This is a genomic window from Polaromonas sp., from assembly GCF_012927485.1.
Taxonomy (GTDB): domain Bacteria; phylum Pseudomonadota; class Gammaproteobacteria; order Burkholderiales; family Burkholderiaceae_C; genus Polaromonas.
The window spans coordinates 176,980-191,925 of the sequence record NZ_JABBPC010000012.1 but is presented as its reverse complement, the minus strand read 5'-3'; the positions used below and the strand labels follow the sequence as shown (position 1 = coordinate 191,925).

Below are 14,946 nucleotides of genomic sequence, written 5' to 3'. Positions count from 1 at the left end.
GCGGCTTGCCCTACAGTCTGATTTAGAACAGGAAGAAAACCATGAACGCGCCTTTATCACGACAGCAAAACGACGCGATGAATAGATCAGAGCGGCAGTCCCAAGTGGTTCGCGCGCTGACGGCGGTGCTGCCGGCCCATGCGCTGCTATGGAACACCGAAGACACGACGCCCTATGAATGCGATGGGTTGACGGCTTATCGCCAGCGCCCGCTGGTCGTCGCGCTGCCAGAGACTTATGCCGAGGTGCAGGCGGTGCTTAAAACATGCCACGCGTTGGATGTGCCGGTGGTGGCGCGCGGCGCCGGCACCGGCTTGAGCGGGGGCGCGATGCCGCACAAGCTGGGCGTCACGCTCTCACTGGCCAAATTCAATAAAATTCTGAAGCTGGACCCCGCCAGCCGCACGGCAGTGGTGCAGGGCGGGGTCCGCAACCTCGCGATTTCTGAAGCAGCAGCGCCGCACGGCCTTTACTACGCACCCGACCCGTCGAGCCAGATCGCCTGCACCATAGGCGGTAATGTGGCTGAAAACTCCGGCGGCGTGCATTGCCTAAAGTACGGGCTCACGGTGCACAACGTCCTGAAAGTGAAGGGGTTCACCATCGAGGGCGAAGAGGTTGAGTTCGGCAGTGATGCGCTGGACGCCTCAGGCTATGACCTGCTCAGCGTCATCATTGGCAGCGAAGGCATGCTGGCAGTCACCACCGAAGTCACCGTGAAACTGGTGCCCAGCCCGCAACTGGCGCGCTGCATCATGGCCAGCTTTGATGATTTACGCAAAGCCGGCAATGCCGTGGCGGGGGTGATTGCCGCAGGCATCATTCCAGCAGGGCTGGAGATGATGGACAAGCCCATGACGGCGGCCGTTGAAGATTTTGTGCACGCCGGGTATGACTTGAACGCCGTCGCGATTTTGCTCTGCGAAAGCGATGGCACACCAGAAGAAGTTGAAGAAGAAATTGGCCGTATGAGCGAAGTGCTGCGTCTGCACGGTGCCACCGCGGTTACCGTCAGCCAGAACGAATCCGAGCGCCTGCGCTTTTGGAGTGGCCGCAAAAATGCCTTCCCCGCCTCGGGGCGCATCAGTCCCGACTACATGTGCATGGACTCCACCATTCCACGCAAACGTCTGGCCGACATTTTGTTGGCAATCGCCGACATGGAAAAGAAATACCAACTGCGTTGCGCGAATGTATTTCATGCCGGCGACGGCAACCTGCACCCGCTGATCATGTTCGATGCGAACGACGCCGACCAAATGCATCGCTGCGAATTGTTTGGGGCTGATATTTTGGAAACCAGCGTCGCCATGGGCGGCACTATCACGGGCGAGCATGGCGTGGGCGTCGAAAAACTCAACTCCATGTGCGTGCAGTTTTCGGCGCAAGAGAACGAGCAGATGTTCGGCGTCAAACGGGCTTTTGACGCCAAGGGTTTGCTCAATCCTGGCAAAGTGATTCCGACGCTGAATCGCTGCGCCGAGTACGGAAAAATGCTGGTGCGCGGCGGACAGATCGCGCATCCGGACTTGCCTCGTTTCTAAATAGGGCAACCGCCACCGATCATGCAAGCATTGCGCGGACTCGCCTGGCTGCTGGTACTTCAATCCGTGGGAGAAATGATCGCGCGCGGGCTGCATTTACCCCTTCCGGGTCCCGTCATCGGCATGGTCTTGCTGGTGGTCGCTCTACGCTGGGAGCCGGTGCGCGAGCCCGTTGCGTTGGCTGCCAACTTTCTTTTGTCGCACCTTTCTTTACTCTTTGTCCCCGTAGGCGTGGGCGTAATGACCCATCTTTCGTTGGTCAGTCAGTACGGCGTGCGCATGCTGGTGGTTATCGTCGTGTCGACACTCGCCGGTTTGGGTGTGACGGTTTTGAGCATGCAGCTCTTGAGAGAAACTTCAAAGCCAGTGAACCAGTCCGAAAAGAAAGACGGACATGCCTAAGTTTGTCGAGTTGTGGGTCTACCTTTCGGCGACGCCACTCTTTGGTCTGACCGCCACGCTCGTGGTGTATGTAGTGGCCCAGGCTGCTTATACCCGTCTCGAACAAGCGCCTTGGGCCAACCCGGTATTGTGGACGGTGGTGTTCTTAGCCACCGGCCTGCTGCTGACTGGCGTGCCTTACCCCAGCTACTTCGCCGGCGCGCAATTCATCCATTTTCTGTTAGGTCCGGCAGTGGTCGCACTCGGGTGGCCCTTGTGGCAGCGGCGCGCGGAATTGCGCCAGCGCTGGGGTCGCCTGTTGATCGCCGCGCTGGCGGGCGGCGTCACCGCAAGTGGCTCGGCGCTACTTATGGGCTGGGCATTCGGCTTGCCGTCAGAAGTCACTTTATCGCTGGTGCCCAAGTCAGTCACAGCGCCCGTCGCCATGGGCATAGCAGAACAAATAGGCGGCATTCCGGCGCTCGCCGCGGTGTTTGCAGTCATGACCGGGTTGGTGGGCGCTCTTTCAGGCAAATATCTATTTAGTGCCTTGCGTATACCCACAGACAGCGCGGGGTGGGCGGCCCGCGGCTTTGCGCTAGGTACAGCGGCGCATGGGATTGGTGCTGCGCGCGCCATGCATGTTGATGCGGATGCGGGCGCCTACGCGGGGCTGGCGCTGGGCCTGCAGGTGGTGCTGGCGTCTGCGCTTTTGCCGCTGGCTTTCAAACTTTTCTAGCGGACGCGACTTTCGCTGCCTCGCACCTGGCAACTTTTTTGGAGCGTCAGACCGCTTGCAGACCAGTCTTGCTCGCGCTTGCTGACTTGGTGTTGGCAGCCGTGCCGAACAGAATTTCTCCCGACAGCTGACCGCCTTCTTCCACCACCAGTTTGCCGTAGCGAATGGTGCCGGTGACCTTGCCAGTCGAATAAATTACGAGCTTATCGCGGACGGTCAGGTTGCCATTGAATTCGCCGCGAATTTCAGCCACATCAATTTCGGCCGATCCCTTGAACGCACCCTGTTCTGCGATCTGAATCACACGCGAATCCATGGTTGCCTCGACCAAACCTTCCACCACCAACGTGTCGCAATCCGTGATCTCGACGCCCTTGAGTTTGATATTGGGCCCAACCGTCAGCTTGCTTCCGCCTTCTTTCACAACGACTGTCGTTACTGCATCAATCACCGGTTTGGCCGAGTTTTGTTGGTTGGCCGTGTGGGAACCGGACTGCAGCGTGCCCGACGATCCCGTAGATCCATAGCCGGTCACTGCACCTGAACGCAAATTCGTCGGGGTCTCATTCTCTCGCTTGCCAAAAAACGGTGTTGCCATGTGACTTCCTTAAAAAGGAACGATGGTACGTCTGCAAATTTTTAAAAGCTTTGGCGTTGTGCAAGATGAGTAACGAAATTAATTTTTACATTTCTCTGACAAGGAATTTTTTTCTACGTTGCTCGCCTCAGGCCGGTTGTAACGCGCGTTTGACGCGCTGATCCAACTCGTTGACGGGCAAGGCAGTCAGGTCGAGCGCATGGATGGCAAGGAGGAGGTGTCGCACACCGTCTCCAAGTTGCGCTTGCAACTCACCCAAAAACGGATTGGACGCAAACACCACCACGCCCCGGCACCGGTGCGCCTCAACACCTTCGGCTAAAAATTTAGCCACTTGCCGCGCAAACTGTTCGCGCTCGCGCTGCTTGGGCGCAGTGCGCGGCGCAAAGCTGTTGCGGCGCGCGTCATCCTTGTGAGTATGGGCAAGAAGATCACCTTCCAGGTCGCGTGCGTGGAGCCGGCCCTCAGGATGCTCCAGTGTGGCCAGAGCCCCCAAGGGTTCCGTGAACGAGCTGTGTTCAAAACAACGCGCCAGCGACGCATTGGCCACCACAATCCAGACGGGCTTTTTCATCGGGGTCTCCTAATTTAGGGAACAACGTAAGGCAGCCGTGCTGGCACTCCAATGAAGGCCCAGTGTGACGGTTCTTGATAGTACGCCACGGCTCAGAATTACGCCAAAATCAATGGGAACGGGGCAAAAACGTACCGAGCACTGTCAAACCCGTTCCCGGCAAGCCTTTGCCAGACCTGCGACGGTCCTCACCAAGGTATGTCGTGTTTCATCAATGGGTCGTGTCACACCTTCGAGGCGCGTGAACCTTAATCGGCGTTGCCCTCAAGCCTGATGTCAGGCACTGGTTAATTTCTGAAATAAGGGTAGGGGTGGGGCATCAGCACCAATGAAGCGATGGCGAAGAGGAAATGTGGAAAAGTTGAAGCGCAAACAGGCACCCGGGTTAGACGCTCGACCAAACCATCGGACACGACCTTCGCCGGCGCGTCACAACGCTTCAGCGGAGACGTTAAGGCTGTTCGCGGAGCCCCCGGTGCGCAGATCAACAATCACCACCAGATCTCCGCCGAAGCGTCCAACCCCGAGCTCACTCATAAGCTCCCGTTCCTGCTCGGGAGAGTCCATGCGCAAGAAACATAACGCTTGTCGCTTACCCGCCTGACCGGCAGCAAGAATATCAAGGCGCGCAATCGACCCAAAGCGAGAGCACAGGGAGTACAACGCCGACCTCAGAGTGCTGACGTCAGCGCAGTTTTTTAACGGTTCAAGAGCGTTGTTCATGCCTATTTATAAATCCAAAATTGTGGAAATCCGAAAATTCCAGGGACGCTTGCAGCGTAACTTGCGTTGCTAAATATAAAGAAATCCATCCGCCAGAACGCTGGGGCAAAACCGCCCCTCGGTGTAGGACATCAGCTTTCGGCCCTACGCGGTTTGGGCGCGACCACGCAGCAAGAGGCTTCGCATTTTAATTCGCGCAGTAGGCAGCAACGCGCTACGCTGTCCTACTGCGATGCGCGCCAACGGATGGCAGTTTTTTTTGGGTCGGAGTGTTCTCCTAAAGGTGCCGGATTGAACTACCCGCAATAACCGGCCTATCCAACAAATCAGGCTGGACCCATGTCACTCATCTGCTACCTGGCCGAAGACAATCAGACCATTCTCGAAAACCTGATCGAATCGCTGAAAGAGATTGCAGACGTCAAAGTCACGGCCCACTCAGCGACTCAATCAGAAGCTACCCGCTGGCTCGACTTGCACGACGGACAGTGGCATTTGGCGATCGTGGATTTATTCTTGAAACAGGGTAGCGGCCTGGGCATATTGGCCGGGTGCCGGAACCGAGAGCCCTACCAGAAGGTCGTCGTTTTGACCAATTACGCGACGCCGGAAATCCGCAGAAGGTCGATCGAGCTTGGAGCAGATGCAGTGTTCGACAAATCCAGCGAATTGGATGAGCTATTTGCCTATTGCATTCAGCAGACCGACAACCTGAAGAAGAAGGAAGCCCAGCAGACAGATGGGGCGACCGCCCCCTCGAAGCCCGAGGCTAACCTTGATTAGGCATTGCCAACGTGCGGTCCGGAGGACCTTTGGCGCAGGCGCCCATAAGCAAACGACGAACCGGCAGCAGAACGGCTGGTTGTGTAGTAATGTGCGCTATCGCACATAGATGTACTGGTGACTTGTTACCGCGAAAAATCCAGGTTTGAGCTGCTGTGCAGGTACCAAAAATAATTATTTTTCCCTGAGAGTTCCGTGATGGCCAATAACCCTAACCCCAACCCTAATTCCAATCCTAAACTGAACCAGTTGCTCGCCGCGCTCCCAGACGCTGAATGGCAGCGCTGGTGGCCCCACCTCGAACGGGTCGAGATGACTTTGGGGGAAGTGCTATGCGAGTCGGGCGGTACGCTGAGCCACGTCTATTTTCCAACCACTGCGATCGTGTCCTTGTTGTACGTGATGGAGAACGGCGCTTCGGCCGAGATCGCGGTGGTCGGCAACGAGGGGGTCGTGGGAATTTCTCTGTTCATGGGCGGCGAGTCGACCCCCAGTCGGGCGGTTGTGCAAAGCGCCGGCCAGGGTTTTCGGCTCAAAGCGCAAACCATCAAGGACGAGTTTACACACGCCCCCGTGCTGCATCTGCTGCTGCGTTATACCCAGGCGCTGATGACCCAGGTGGCACAGACCGCCGTGTGTAACCGGCACCATTCGCTGGATCAGCAACTATGCCGCTGGCTGCTGCTGAGCCTGGACCGCCTGCGGGGCAACGAGCTTGTCATGACCCAGGAACTGATTGCCAATATGCTCGGTGTGCGCCGCGAAGGCGTCACCGAGAGCGCGCTCAAGTTGCAGAAGACCGAGCTCATTCGTTATTCTCGCGGCCGCATCACCGTGCTGGACCGCGCGGGGTTGGAGCGACGCACTTGCGAATGTTATGGCGTGGTCAAAAAAGAGTACGACAGGCTACTGCCCCCGAGGGCAGCGATATAGCTCGGGCACGCCTAGACAAGTGAGTCGGCCGATTTCCCCTGCATACGATGGTGCGTTGCTACAGGGCGAGCGTCGTTTAGACTTGGCCCAGCGACTTCAACTGCATTCGACAGCAGGTCGAGCATGGACTCAGCAACTTGACTCCGTTTGTTGAAGCGATCGACCATCTACTGGAGAGCCTATTTGGCCACCGTCGAAAACCACCTGATCGAGCGTCTTCCGCGCAAAGACCGGCTGCGCCTGTTGGCGATTTGCGAACCAGTCCAACTGCTCTTGTCCGAAGTGCTGTGTGAGCCTGGAGAGCCGACTCGTCATGTCTACTTTCCCACCGAAGGCTTCATATCCCTGGTCGCGCTGGTTGAGGGCAGTCCCGGTGTCGAAGTCGGTATGGTGGGCAGGGAGGGCATGCTCGGCGCGCAGTTGGCTTTGGGTGTCGTTACGGCGCCCTTGCATGCGCTGGTGCAAGGTGCTGGCGCTGCGTGGCGCATTGCCACCGACCTCTTCCGGCGCGAGCTGGCGGCCAGTAGCGCCCTGCAGCAGGGCCTGAACCGCTATCTGTATGTGCTGATGGCGCAGCAGGCCGCGTCGGCCGCGTGCCTTCGCTTTCACCTCATCGGTCCCCGCCTGGCACGCTGGCTGCTGATGAGCCAGGACCGGGCCCATTGCGACAGCTTTCATGTGACACACGAGTTCCTGGCCTATATGCTCGGCATGCGCCGCGAAGGAGTCACAGCGGCGGCCTGTGCCTTGCAACGCCTTGGGCTAATTCAATACCACCGCGGCGAGATGACCGTGCTCGACCGCAGCGGACTCGAAGCGGCGGCGTGCAGTTGCTACGCCGCTGACCGGCAGACCTACGCCGAGTTGCTGGGCTGACTGGCCGCATCCCCTTCAACCGACTCCTGCAAACTTATGCGGGTGAGTTCGTTAAATCGCGGGTTGCGCTCGTGACAGAGAAAATCAGCACAGCCACGCGCTGTCCTCGAGTCTGGCCAGTATTTCGCACTGTGCAGTGAAGACTCTTTTGTCCTACAGGGAGGTACTCCTGTGCCGCACAAAAGCGTCCTCGTCGCCTTTCTAAAGTGAGTCGGGCAGTGAAAATTCATCTAGGTAAGTTCTTGAGCGATCTACGCCAGCGGCGGCCTGTGATTGACACGTTTTTTTTTTTAAGGAATCATCATGGATAAATTCAGTGGAGAAGGCGGAAATGGATCGTCGGACAGCGGTTTTAGGGGCGACGTCGACTCAGCAGGCGCGGCGATGCACCGCACCCTCGAGAAGGTGATCGATCCCGCGCGCAACACAGTTGATCGCGCGTCCACGGCTGCACATGAAACCATCGACAAATTAGCCAATAATGCGACCGATTTCGCCAACCGGTTTTCGGATCAGACCCGGTTTGTTACCGAGGCGCCCGCCCGCGCCCTTGACTATTCCAAGTCGTGGGTAAAGAACAAACCCCTCGAAGCAGTCGGCGCCGCCATAGCGATCGGTTTTTTGTTGGGACGTCTAACTACTCGTTAATGCGACAAGTCGGGTTTGTGAAAACTAGGATTGACGCCCTTGCTAAGGCCCGCTATGTCTTGTTGCCCCAGGTCTGTAGCAGGACAAATTGAGTAGGAGAGAGGTTCAGATTCCCCGGTGCAACCGACCCACCCGGGAACCTGCTTGAAGAGCCTGCTTGAATCCCTTGCGAGCGCCCGCTCGCCACTTTGACGCTTTTCTCCTACACCCCCCTAGCCGAGGCCCCGACAGCCTGCGCTTTCGCTGGGTGTAAAAGGAAGCGTTATTCAACCGAAAAGGTTATCCATGACCACAACACAACAACACCACCTGGGTGGCCTGACTGTCGCCATCCTGGTTACTGACGGCTTTGAGCAAATCGAACTCACGGCTCCGCGAAAGGCGCTGGAGGAGTCTGGCGTCATCATCCGGTTGCTCGCCGATAGAAAAGGCCAGATTCAAGGCTACAACCACCTTAAAAAAGCAGACTTGTTAGACGTCGATATGACATTTGACATGGCGAAAGCAGACGAGTTTGACGCGGTCCTGCTCCCGGGCGGTGCTATCAACTCAGATCGAATCCGGAGCAACACCGATGCCCAGCGTATCGTGACGCAGATGGACCGCCAAGGTAAGCCCATTGCTGTGATTTGCCACGGCGCCTGGCTCCTCGCGTCGGCCGGGCTGGTGAAGGGCAAGAAGATGACCAGCTGGCCCAGCCTCAAAGACGACTTGAAAAATGCGGGTGCTCACTGGATAGATGCCGAGGTCGTGGTTGACGGTAACTGGGTGAGTAGTCGAAAGCCCGAAGACATTCCTGCGTTCAATGCTGCGTTCATGCGGATCCTGGGTCAGCGCACCAAAGCCAGCGTTCAAGGCACAGCGGACGACGAACCGGCAGCGGCCGGCACAGGCGGCTGAGCGGAGCTGGTTGGCTAAAACTGTATGTAAGCGCAGACTGACCTGTGGTCGCGAAATAATCCGACGACGTACTTTGGTCCATCGAATTATCTTCAGGTTCCTATCTAACCAACTGAAAAGGTGAACTCATGAACAAGGACCAAGTTAAAGGCGTCGCCAAAGAAACAATGGGCAAAGCACAAAACAAGGCGGGCGAACTGACCGGTAGCGCTGAGCAGCGCATCAAAGGCCTGTCCAAGGAAGCCGAGGGCAAGGTGCAAAAAAAGGTCGGCGACGCAAAGGAAATGCTCAAAGACGCGAATCACAAGCACCCCTGAACGGGCCGTTGCAAGGCAAGTGACGCGTAACCGTCCAAGACGGTTACGTGTTGAGCCACGTTGCTAATGCGCCTTTTGCGGCGTGGAGCGCCTGCTGGCGCTTCCCTTCAGGCTTGCAGCAGCAGTAACTTCTTGGGGCTTTCGCACTGGCGTCCCAGCGAGGGCGAGCAAGCGCTAAGATTGCGAGCCACGCCCCTCGCCGCGACATCAATTGGAAGTAAGAATCCTCCCAGTCGATGGCAGCAACGCATCTCGACGGCGCATCTCGGCATGCCCCAATAACGAATAGTTGTCGGTAAGCTCCTGTTCTCGAACCGGTGGCTGGCCAAACTCAATGTTCTCGGCCGCCCGTGTCTAAAAATCAAGCGCGCGACATGGAGGCAGTGCAAAATTATCCGGTTCTATCAGGCTTTGTCCAGAGGATGGAAATCTGCCGCTTGGGAACATTTGTACAAGCGCAGAGCCGTAGAATTTAACTTCTTGGAAGTCCGCCATGCCGCTTATAAAAACCTTTTCAAGCCTACTTGTGGCCGCGTCGTTTCTGGCAGGCTGTGCCTTTAATCCGATACGGCCTGGCATGACTCGCCAGGAGGTCGTCGCGAATTACGGCACACCATCGCGGGAGTTGCCGCTGAGCGCTGGCACCAGGCTCCAGTATTCAACCCAGCCGTCAGGCCAGAGCGCGCTAATGGTCGATCTTGATCCTGAGGGCAAAGTCGTCTCGGCCCGTCAGGTATTGGTCCCTCAGGAGTTTTTTAAAATCGAACTCGGCAAGTGGACGCGCGATGATATGGAGCGTGAGTTTGGCAGACCTGCAACGGTGGACCGAGTGGCGTCCTGGCCAGGCGACGTGATGACTTACCGCTGGCTTGATCGCGACGAGAACATGTTTTTCTGGGCCTATTTAGATAGCAAAAATGTGGTTCAGCGCACTGGGCAAGGCATAGAGTTTCCAGGACGAATGCACGACGATTGACCTCCATAGGCCTAAGGTATCCGGACAATCTTAGGCAATGGGTTCAAAAACGCAGCGCGCTATTTTTACCGCGACACCGCGCGGCCGATGTCCGGCCAGCGGTGGTGCAAATAGATCCACGCCACCAGTCCGATGCACATCATTCCCAATGAAGCTGCGGCCAGTGCGGGCGTGGAGTGCATCACCAGCGGTGCGATCACTCCGGCCACTAATCCGTTGGCCGTCGAGCCGATAAATGCTTGCAGGGAAGACGCCATGCCCCGCCGCTCGGGATAAAGATCCAGCACAAGGAGTGTGACGACGGGCACCATCAATGCCCAGCCAAACGAGAACAAGGCAATCGGAAACAGGGCCCAGGAAGCCTGCGCTGTGAACAGCAGGTTGGCAACAAGGTTAATCACCGAAGTTGTCAACATGATGACGAACCCATGGCGAATCTGCTGTTTCGGAGCAATGCGTCCCGCAAAGCGGCCACTTAGCCAAGCCCCTGACATGATGCCTGAAATGGTGAGCAAAAAGAACCAGAAATACTGGGTCGGCTGCAAGGCTAGATGCCCGCCCAGAAACGCCGGTGCGGACAGAATATATAAAAACATGCCATTAAAAGGGACGCCGCTGGCCAGTGCCAGCAGCAGGAAGCGCGGGCTGGAACCCAGCTGCCAGTAGCCGCGCATCAGATGCCGCACCTCGAAAGGTTGTCGGTCTTCGCGCCGAAGGGTTTCCGGCAAAAATCGGTAGTTCGTGGTCCAAAGCGCCACGCCTACCGCCGTGAGAAACCAGAAAATACTGTGCCAGCCCAAATGCACAAAAAGCCAGCCGCCCATGATGGGCGCAAGCGCGGGAGCCACGCCGAAGTAAATGGTGACCTGGCTCATGACTTGCTGGGCCTGCGTCGGCGGAAACATGTCGCGTATCACGGCACGTGATACCACGATGCCTGCCCCCGTTGACAGCCCCTGCAGCGCCCTGAAAAAGACCAGTTGCCCAATGCTTTGCGACATCGCACAGCCCGCTGACGCCAGCGTGAACATGGCGATGCCCCACAACACCACCGGTCGTCGGCCAAAGCTGTCGGCAAGTGCGCCATGAAAAAGGTTCATAAACGCAAAGCCGAACAAATAGGCCGATAGCGTTTGCTGCATTTCCACCGGGGACGCGCCTAACGATTGGGCAATGCCAGAAAAACCGGGAATGTAGGTATCAATCGAAAACGGGCCCAACATCCCGAGTACCGCCAACAGGGCGGCGAGAGTCCAGCGCGGCGCGCGCCAGAGCTGGTCTGCGTTCGGATTCATTCCTTTTTTAGCTTCAAAGCGATTTCGTAGAGCTCGTTGCGTGGTGCACCGGTTATGTCTGCAGCGATCTTTACAGCGGTTTTAAGCGGAAGTTCGGCCAGCAGCAATTGCAGCACCCGAGTCCCGTCCTCCGGGCTCTCCAGAGGCGCTGACGCGTGCAGCACCAGCGCAAACTCACCTCGCGTGCGCTGAGGCCCGGCAGCCAGCCAGTCGGCAAAGTCCTGCGCGGGCATGGTCGCAATTTCTTCGAATTGCTTGGTCAGCTCGCGGCCCACAGTAAGCGGTCGTCCTTGCAGCACCGCCATCGCGCGCGCCAAGGCTTCAATGCGATGAGGGGCTTCAAGAATCACGGTCGCCCGGGTGTCGGCTTGAAGGGCCAGGATGGCTTGATCGCGCTCGCCGGCCTTGCTCGGTAAGAAGCCAGCGAAGACAAAGCCGGTGGCCGCGTCTGCACTGCCTTCTGCTCTGGTTACGCCCGCCGCGCTCAAGACGGTGGTCACGCTGCTGGCACCCGGCAAAGGCATCACCTTCAGCCCGGCGGCCCGAACGGCGGCAACCAGCCGCGCGCCGGGGTCGCTCACGGCGGGCGTTCCCGCATCGCTGATGTAGGCCACGCGTTCGCCGCGCTGCAGGCGCTCCACGACCAGCCCGGAGGCCTCGGCTTCGTTGTGCTGATGGACGGCCAGCAGGGGTTTCTTTGCTCCTGTTTCTATGCCATATTGCCGTAGTAGCGGTTGCGAATGGCGCTTGTCCTCGCAGGCAATGGCGTCGACAAGCTGCAGCACAAACAGCGCGCGGAGAGTGATGTCTGCCAGGTTGCCGATGGGCGTGGCGACGACATAGAGCGTCGCCTCTGGATAATGCTGCATACCCGCCGCCGCACGTGCGGCATCCAGTGCCAAGTCGAAAGAAGCGTTCAATGTGGTTTTCCCGGAAACAGGTCTCCAAATCGCCGCCGGATGGCGTCGCAAAGGACGCACTTGACTGCGTCCCGGAGGTACGGGGGCAGGTTACCACCAAGTCGCGCGGTGACGCGGCGGAGGCTGCCGCGCTCGCCTACCTGGTGCGAGCGGGCTTGCTTCTCATCGACAGGAATTACCGGACGCCTGGACGCGGCGGGGGCGAAATTGACCTGGTGATGCGTGCGCCCGATGGAACCTTGATCTTTGTCGAGGTCCGTCAGCGAACCAGTGCCTCGCACGGCGGCGCGGGCGGCAGCGTCAGCGCGGTCAAGCAGCAACGCATTATTTTCGCGGCCCGCCACTATTTGATGCGCTTTGCCAGCCCACCTCCTTGCCGTTTTGATGTGGTACTGGTGCAAGGCTCGCTGCCGAGTGGGGCATCGCCAGAAAACCCCGAGGCCCGCATCGAGTGGCTCACCGCGGCGTTTGACGCGTCCTGAGGCTTGGATTGTCCGCCGCGGGTTGGGGTCTTCATCATGACCCGGTATCATGGGACCATGCTTGAACAACGTATCGAACAGCAATTTATTGACAGCGCCGATCTGAAGTACCAGGCGGCGCAGGTTCTGTCCAAACCCATCGCGGCGGCGGTGCAGGCTATTTTGGCCAGCGTCACCAGTGGCGGGAAGGTGTTGGCCTGCGGCAATGGCGGCTCGGCGGCCGATGCCCAGCACTTCGCTGCCGAATTTGTAGGTCGCTATGAGCGCGAGCGGCCCGAATTGGCTGCAATTTCCCTGACGACGGACAGCTCCATCCTCACGGCCATCTCCAACGATTACGATTTCAGTGTGATTTTTTCCAAACAGGTTCGTGCGCTGGGCGGTGCTGGCGACGTGTTGCTGGCAATCACGACCAGCGGCAACTCAGCCAATGTTCTGGCAGCCGTCGAAGCTGCCCACGAGCGCGAAATGACCGTTGTCGCACTGACGGGGCGGGGCGGCGGAAAAATGACTCACGCCCTGCGCGAAACGGATGTGCATATTTGTGTGCCGCATGAGCGGACCGCACGTATCCAGGAAGTGCATCTTCTCGTCCTTCACTGTATTTGTGACGGTGTGGACACCCAGTTACTTGGTGATCAGGAGTCTTCAGTATGAAACCTATCGTGATGAAACGGCTGGCCCTGTCGATCGCTGTGGCCGCATTGATGGCGGGCGCGCTGACGGCCTGTGTACCGCTGATAGTGGGGGGCGCTGTGGCAGGCGGTTCGCTAATGGCTACCGACCGCCGAACATCGGGTACGCAAGTGGAGGATGAAGGCATCGAGCTGCGGGCCGACAGCCGAATTCGCTCTACGCTTGGAACCCGCGTGCGCGTCAGCGTCACCAGTTACAACCGCCAGGTGCTGCTGACCGGTGAGGTGCCCAATCTGCAGGACAAGCAACTGGTTGAACAGGTTGTCTCGGGGGTAGAAAATGTGGCATCGGTGGTCAACGAACTGGTTGTTCTGAACAGCCCATCACTGGTTCAACGCTCTTCAGATCTGCTGGTTACGGGACGCGTCAAGGCCGTGCTGCTAGATACCCGTGATTTGCAGTCGAATGCGTTTAAGGTTGTCACAGAACGGGGCACCACCTACCTGATGGGGCGTGTGACGCAACGCGAGGCTGACCTGGCAACCGAGGTGGTTCGCGGGACTCCGGGCGTACAAAAAGTCGTCCGTATTTTTGAAATCATCAGCCAGGACGAGCTGATGCACATGCTGCCCGCGCCTACCAAACCGCAGCCCGCTGCGGCCACGCCCGCTGGCGGTTAAAGACAAGACGCGGTTAACACCTATTTCAGGCGCTTGATGAGGCTGGAGGTATCCCAGCGCTGGCCGCCCATCGCTTGCACATCGCCGTAGAACTGGTCCACCAGCGCGGTCACGGGCAAGCGGGCACCATTGCGCTTAGCCTCGTCGAGCACCAGGCCCAAGTCCTTGCGCATCCAGTCAACCGCGAAACCGAAATCAAACTGGTCGGCGACCATGGTCTTGCCGCGGTTGTCGAGCTGCCAGCTCTGTGCCGCACCTTTGCCGATAACGTCCAGCACCTGGTCCACGTCCAATCCCGCCTTTTGACCGAACGCGACGGCTTCACTCAGGCCTTGAACCAAACCTGCAATACAGATTTGGTTGACCATCTTCGTGAGCTGTCCTGCACCGCTTTTACCCATCCGCGTAAAGGCCTTTGAAAACGCCATGCCGGCAGGTTTTACGATCTCGAAAGCGGCCTCATCGCCGCCGCACATCACCGTGAGCGCACCGTTCTGGGCACCTGCCTGACCGCCCGATACCGGCGCATCGATGAATTGCAGTCCGATATTTCTTGCAGCAGAGTAGAGCTCGCGGGCTACGGTGGCCGAGGCCGTGGTGTGGTCGACAAATACGGCGCCAGGCTTCATGCCCGCAAACGCACCGTTCGCGCCCAATGTGACCGACCGGAGGTCGTCGTCGTTACCGACACAGCAAAACACGATGTCAGCGTCGGCTACGGCCAGTCGCGGCTGATCGGCACTGGTCGGCTGGGCGTTGGAAGCAAACTCCGCGCACCAGGCCGCCGACTTGGCGGGACTGCGGTTGTAAACCGTGACCTGATGGCCAGCCGTCGCCAGATGCCCCGCCATGGGATACCCCATGACGCCGAGGCCCAAAAATGCGACTTTGCGTAAACGGGAAGCTTCGTAGGTTTTGGGGCGTGTGCTGGACATGGAATG

General features: G+C 58.4%; 19 protein-coding genes. 13 read left to right on the top strand and 6 right to left on the bottom strand.

What is annotated here, in order from left to right; translation table 11 throughout:
* Nucleotides 1-41: 41 nt before the first annotated feature.
* The 3 genes from HHJ16_RS05010 to HHJ16_RS05000 are packed head-to-tail and all read left to right on the top strand — an operon-like array spanning nt 42 to nt 2,664.
* A complete protein-coding gene (locus HHJ16_RS05010) occupies nt 42-1,544 on the top strand; it encodes an FAD-linked oxidase C-terminal domain-containing protein (RefSeq protein WP_293641264.1) in 1,503 nt (500 codons plus the stop codon).
* Nucleotides 1,545-1,565: 21 nt separating this feature from the next.
* Nucleotides 1,566-1,946, top strand: coding sequence for a CidA/LrgA family protein (locus tag HHJ16_RS05005; protein ID WP_293641261.1), 381 nt, complete (start codon nt 1,566-1,568; stop codon nt 1,944-1,946).
* Nucleotides 1,939-2,664, top strand: a complete 726-nt coding sequence (locus HHJ16_RS05000; RefSeq protein WP_293641258.1) for an LrgB family protein — start codon at nt 1,939-1,941, stop codon at nt 2,662-2,664. Before HHJ16_RS05005 ends, HHJ16_RS05000 begins: the two co-directional genes overlap by 8 nt.
* A 46-nt stretch (nt 2,665-2,710) precedes the next feature.
* Here the strand turns inward: HHJ16_RS05000 and HHJ16_RS04995 are convergent, their stop codons facing one another.
* The 3 genes from HHJ16_RS04995 to HHJ16_RS04985 form a co-directional block, all read right to left on the bottom strand.
* A complete protein-coding gene (locus HHJ16_RS04995) occupies nt 2,711-3,262 on the bottom strand; it encodes a polymer-forming cytoskeletal protein (RefSeq protein ID WP_293641256.1) in 552 nt (183 codons plus the stop codon).
* A gap of 127 nt (nt 3,263-3,389) precedes the next feature.
* On the bottom strand, nt 3,390-3,836 hold the full coding sequence (locus tag HHJ16_RS04990; protein WP_293641254.1) for a host attachment protein: 447 nt from the start codon (nt 3,834-3,836) through the stop codon (nt 3,390-3,392).
* Between the two features lie 429 nt (nt 3,837-4,265).
* The gene (locus HHJ16_RS04985; RefSeq protein ID WP_293641252.1) at nt 4,266-4,559 is read right to left on the bottom strand and encodes a hypothetical protein; all 294 of its coding nucleotides are present in this window, start codon (nt 4,557-4,559) and stop codon (nt 4,266-4,268) included.
* A gap of 339 nt (nt 4,560-4,898) precedes the next feature.
* Between HHJ16_RS04985 and HHJ16_RS04980 the strand changes: the two genes are divergently transcribed.
* From HHJ16_RS04980 to HHJ16_RS04950, 7 genes are all read left to right on the top strand, one after another.
* Nucleotides 4,899-5,342, top strand: a complete 444-nt coding sequence (locus HHJ16_RS04980) for a response regulator (protein ID WP_293641249.1) — start codon at nt 4,899-4,901, stop codon at nt 5,340-5,342.
* Nucleotides 5,343-5,540: 198 nt separating this feature from the next.
* Entirely contained in the window at nt 5,541-6,275 is a 735-nt protein-coding gene (locus HHJ16_RS04975) for a Crp/Fnr family transcriptional regulator (RefSeq protein WP_293641246.1), read from the top strand.
* A 183-nt stretch (nt 6,276-6,458) separates the two neighbouring features.
* Nucleotides 6,459-7,151, top strand: coding sequence for a Crp/Fnr family transcriptional regulator (locus tag HHJ16_RS04970; RefSeq protein WP_293641243.1), 693 nt, complete (start codon nt 6,459-6,461; stop codon nt 7,149-7,151).
* A gap of 303 nt (nt 7,152-7,454) precedes the next feature.
* Entirely contained in the window at nt 7,455-7,799 is a 345-nt protein-coding gene (locus HHJ16_RS04965; protein ID WP_293641240.1) for a hypothetical protein, read from the top strand.
* 285 nt (nt 7,800-8,084) lie between these two features.
* On the top strand, nt 8,085-8,699 hold the full coding sequence (locus HHJ16_RS04960) for a type 1 glutamine amidotransferase domain-containing protein (RefSeq protein ID WP_293641237.1): 615 nt from the start codon (nt 8,085-8,087) through the stop codon (nt 8,697-8,699).
* A 128-nt stretch (nt 8,700-8,827) separates the two neighbouring features.
* Nucleotides 8,828-9,016: a CsbD family protein gene (locus tag HHJ16_RS04955; protein ID WP_293641234.1), complete on the top strand. Its 189-nt coding sequence runs from the start codon at nt 8,828-8,830 to the stop codon at nt 9,014-9,016.
* A 493-nt stretch (nt 9,017-9,509) separates the two neighbouring features.
* Nucleotides 9,510-9,992, top strand: coding sequence for a hypothetical protein (locus HHJ16_RS04950; RefSeq protein ID WP_293641231.1), 483 nt, complete (start codon nt 9,510-9,512; stop codon nt 9,990-9,992).
* Between the two features lie 65 nt (nt 9,993-10,057).
* Here the strand turns inward: HHJ16_RS04950 and HHJ16_RS04945 are convergent, their stop codons facing one another.
* Nucleotides 10,058-11,287, bottom strand: coding sequence for a multidrug effflux MFS transporter (locus tag HHJ16_RS04945; protein WP_293641229.1), 1,230 nt, complete (start codon nt 11,285-11,287; stop codon nt 10,058-10,060).
* The gene (rsmI, locus tag HHJ16_RS04940; RefSeq protein WP_293641562.1) at nt 11,284-12,156 is read right to left on the bottom strand and encodes a 16S rRNA (cytidine(1402)-2'-O)-methyltransferase; all 873 of its coding nucleotides are present in this window, start codon (nt 12,154-12,156) and stop codon (nt 11,284-11,286) included. The genes HHJ16_RS04945 and rsmI overlap by 4 nt, the downstream gene beginning before the upstream one ends.
* A 50-nt stretch (nt 12,157-12,206) precedes the next feature.
* Here rsmI and HHJ16_RS04935 point away from each other — a divergent pair, with 50 nt between their 5' ends.
* The 3 genes from HHJ16_RS04935 to HHJ16_RS04925 are packed head-to-tail and all read left to right on the top strand — an operon-like array spanning nt 12,207 to nt 14,005.
* A complete protein-coding gene (locus HHJ16_RS04935; protein ID WP_293641227.1) occupies nt 12,207-12,689 on the top strand; it encodes a YraN family protein in 483 nt (160 codons plus the stop codon).
* Nucleotides 12,690-12,746: 57 nt separating this feature from the next.
* Nucleotides 12,747-13,346, top strand: coding sequence for a phosphoheptose isomerase (locus tag HHJ16_RS04930; protein ID WP_293641225.1), 600 nt, complete (start codon nt 12,747-12,749; stop codon nt 13,344-13,346).
* Nucleotides 13,343-14,005 (top strand): BON domain-containing protein, encoded by a 663-nt coding sequence (locus tag HHJ16_RS04925; RefSeq protein ID WP_293641223.1) that lies wholly within the window; start codon nt 13,343-13,345, stop codon nt 14,003-14,005. Before HHJ16_RS04930 ends, HHJ16_RS04925 begins: the two co-directional genes overlap by 4 nt.
* A 20-nt stretch (nt 14,006-14,025) precedes the next feature.
* Here HHJ16_RS04925 and HHJ16_RS04920 read toward each other — a convergent pair whose 3' ends face one another.
* Entirely contained in the window at nt 14,026-14,940 is a 915-nt protein-coding gene (locus HHJ16_RS04920) for an NAD(P)-dependent oxidoreductase (protein ID WP_293641221.1), read from the bottom strand.
* Nucleotides 14,941-14,946 lie beyond the last annotated feature (6 nt).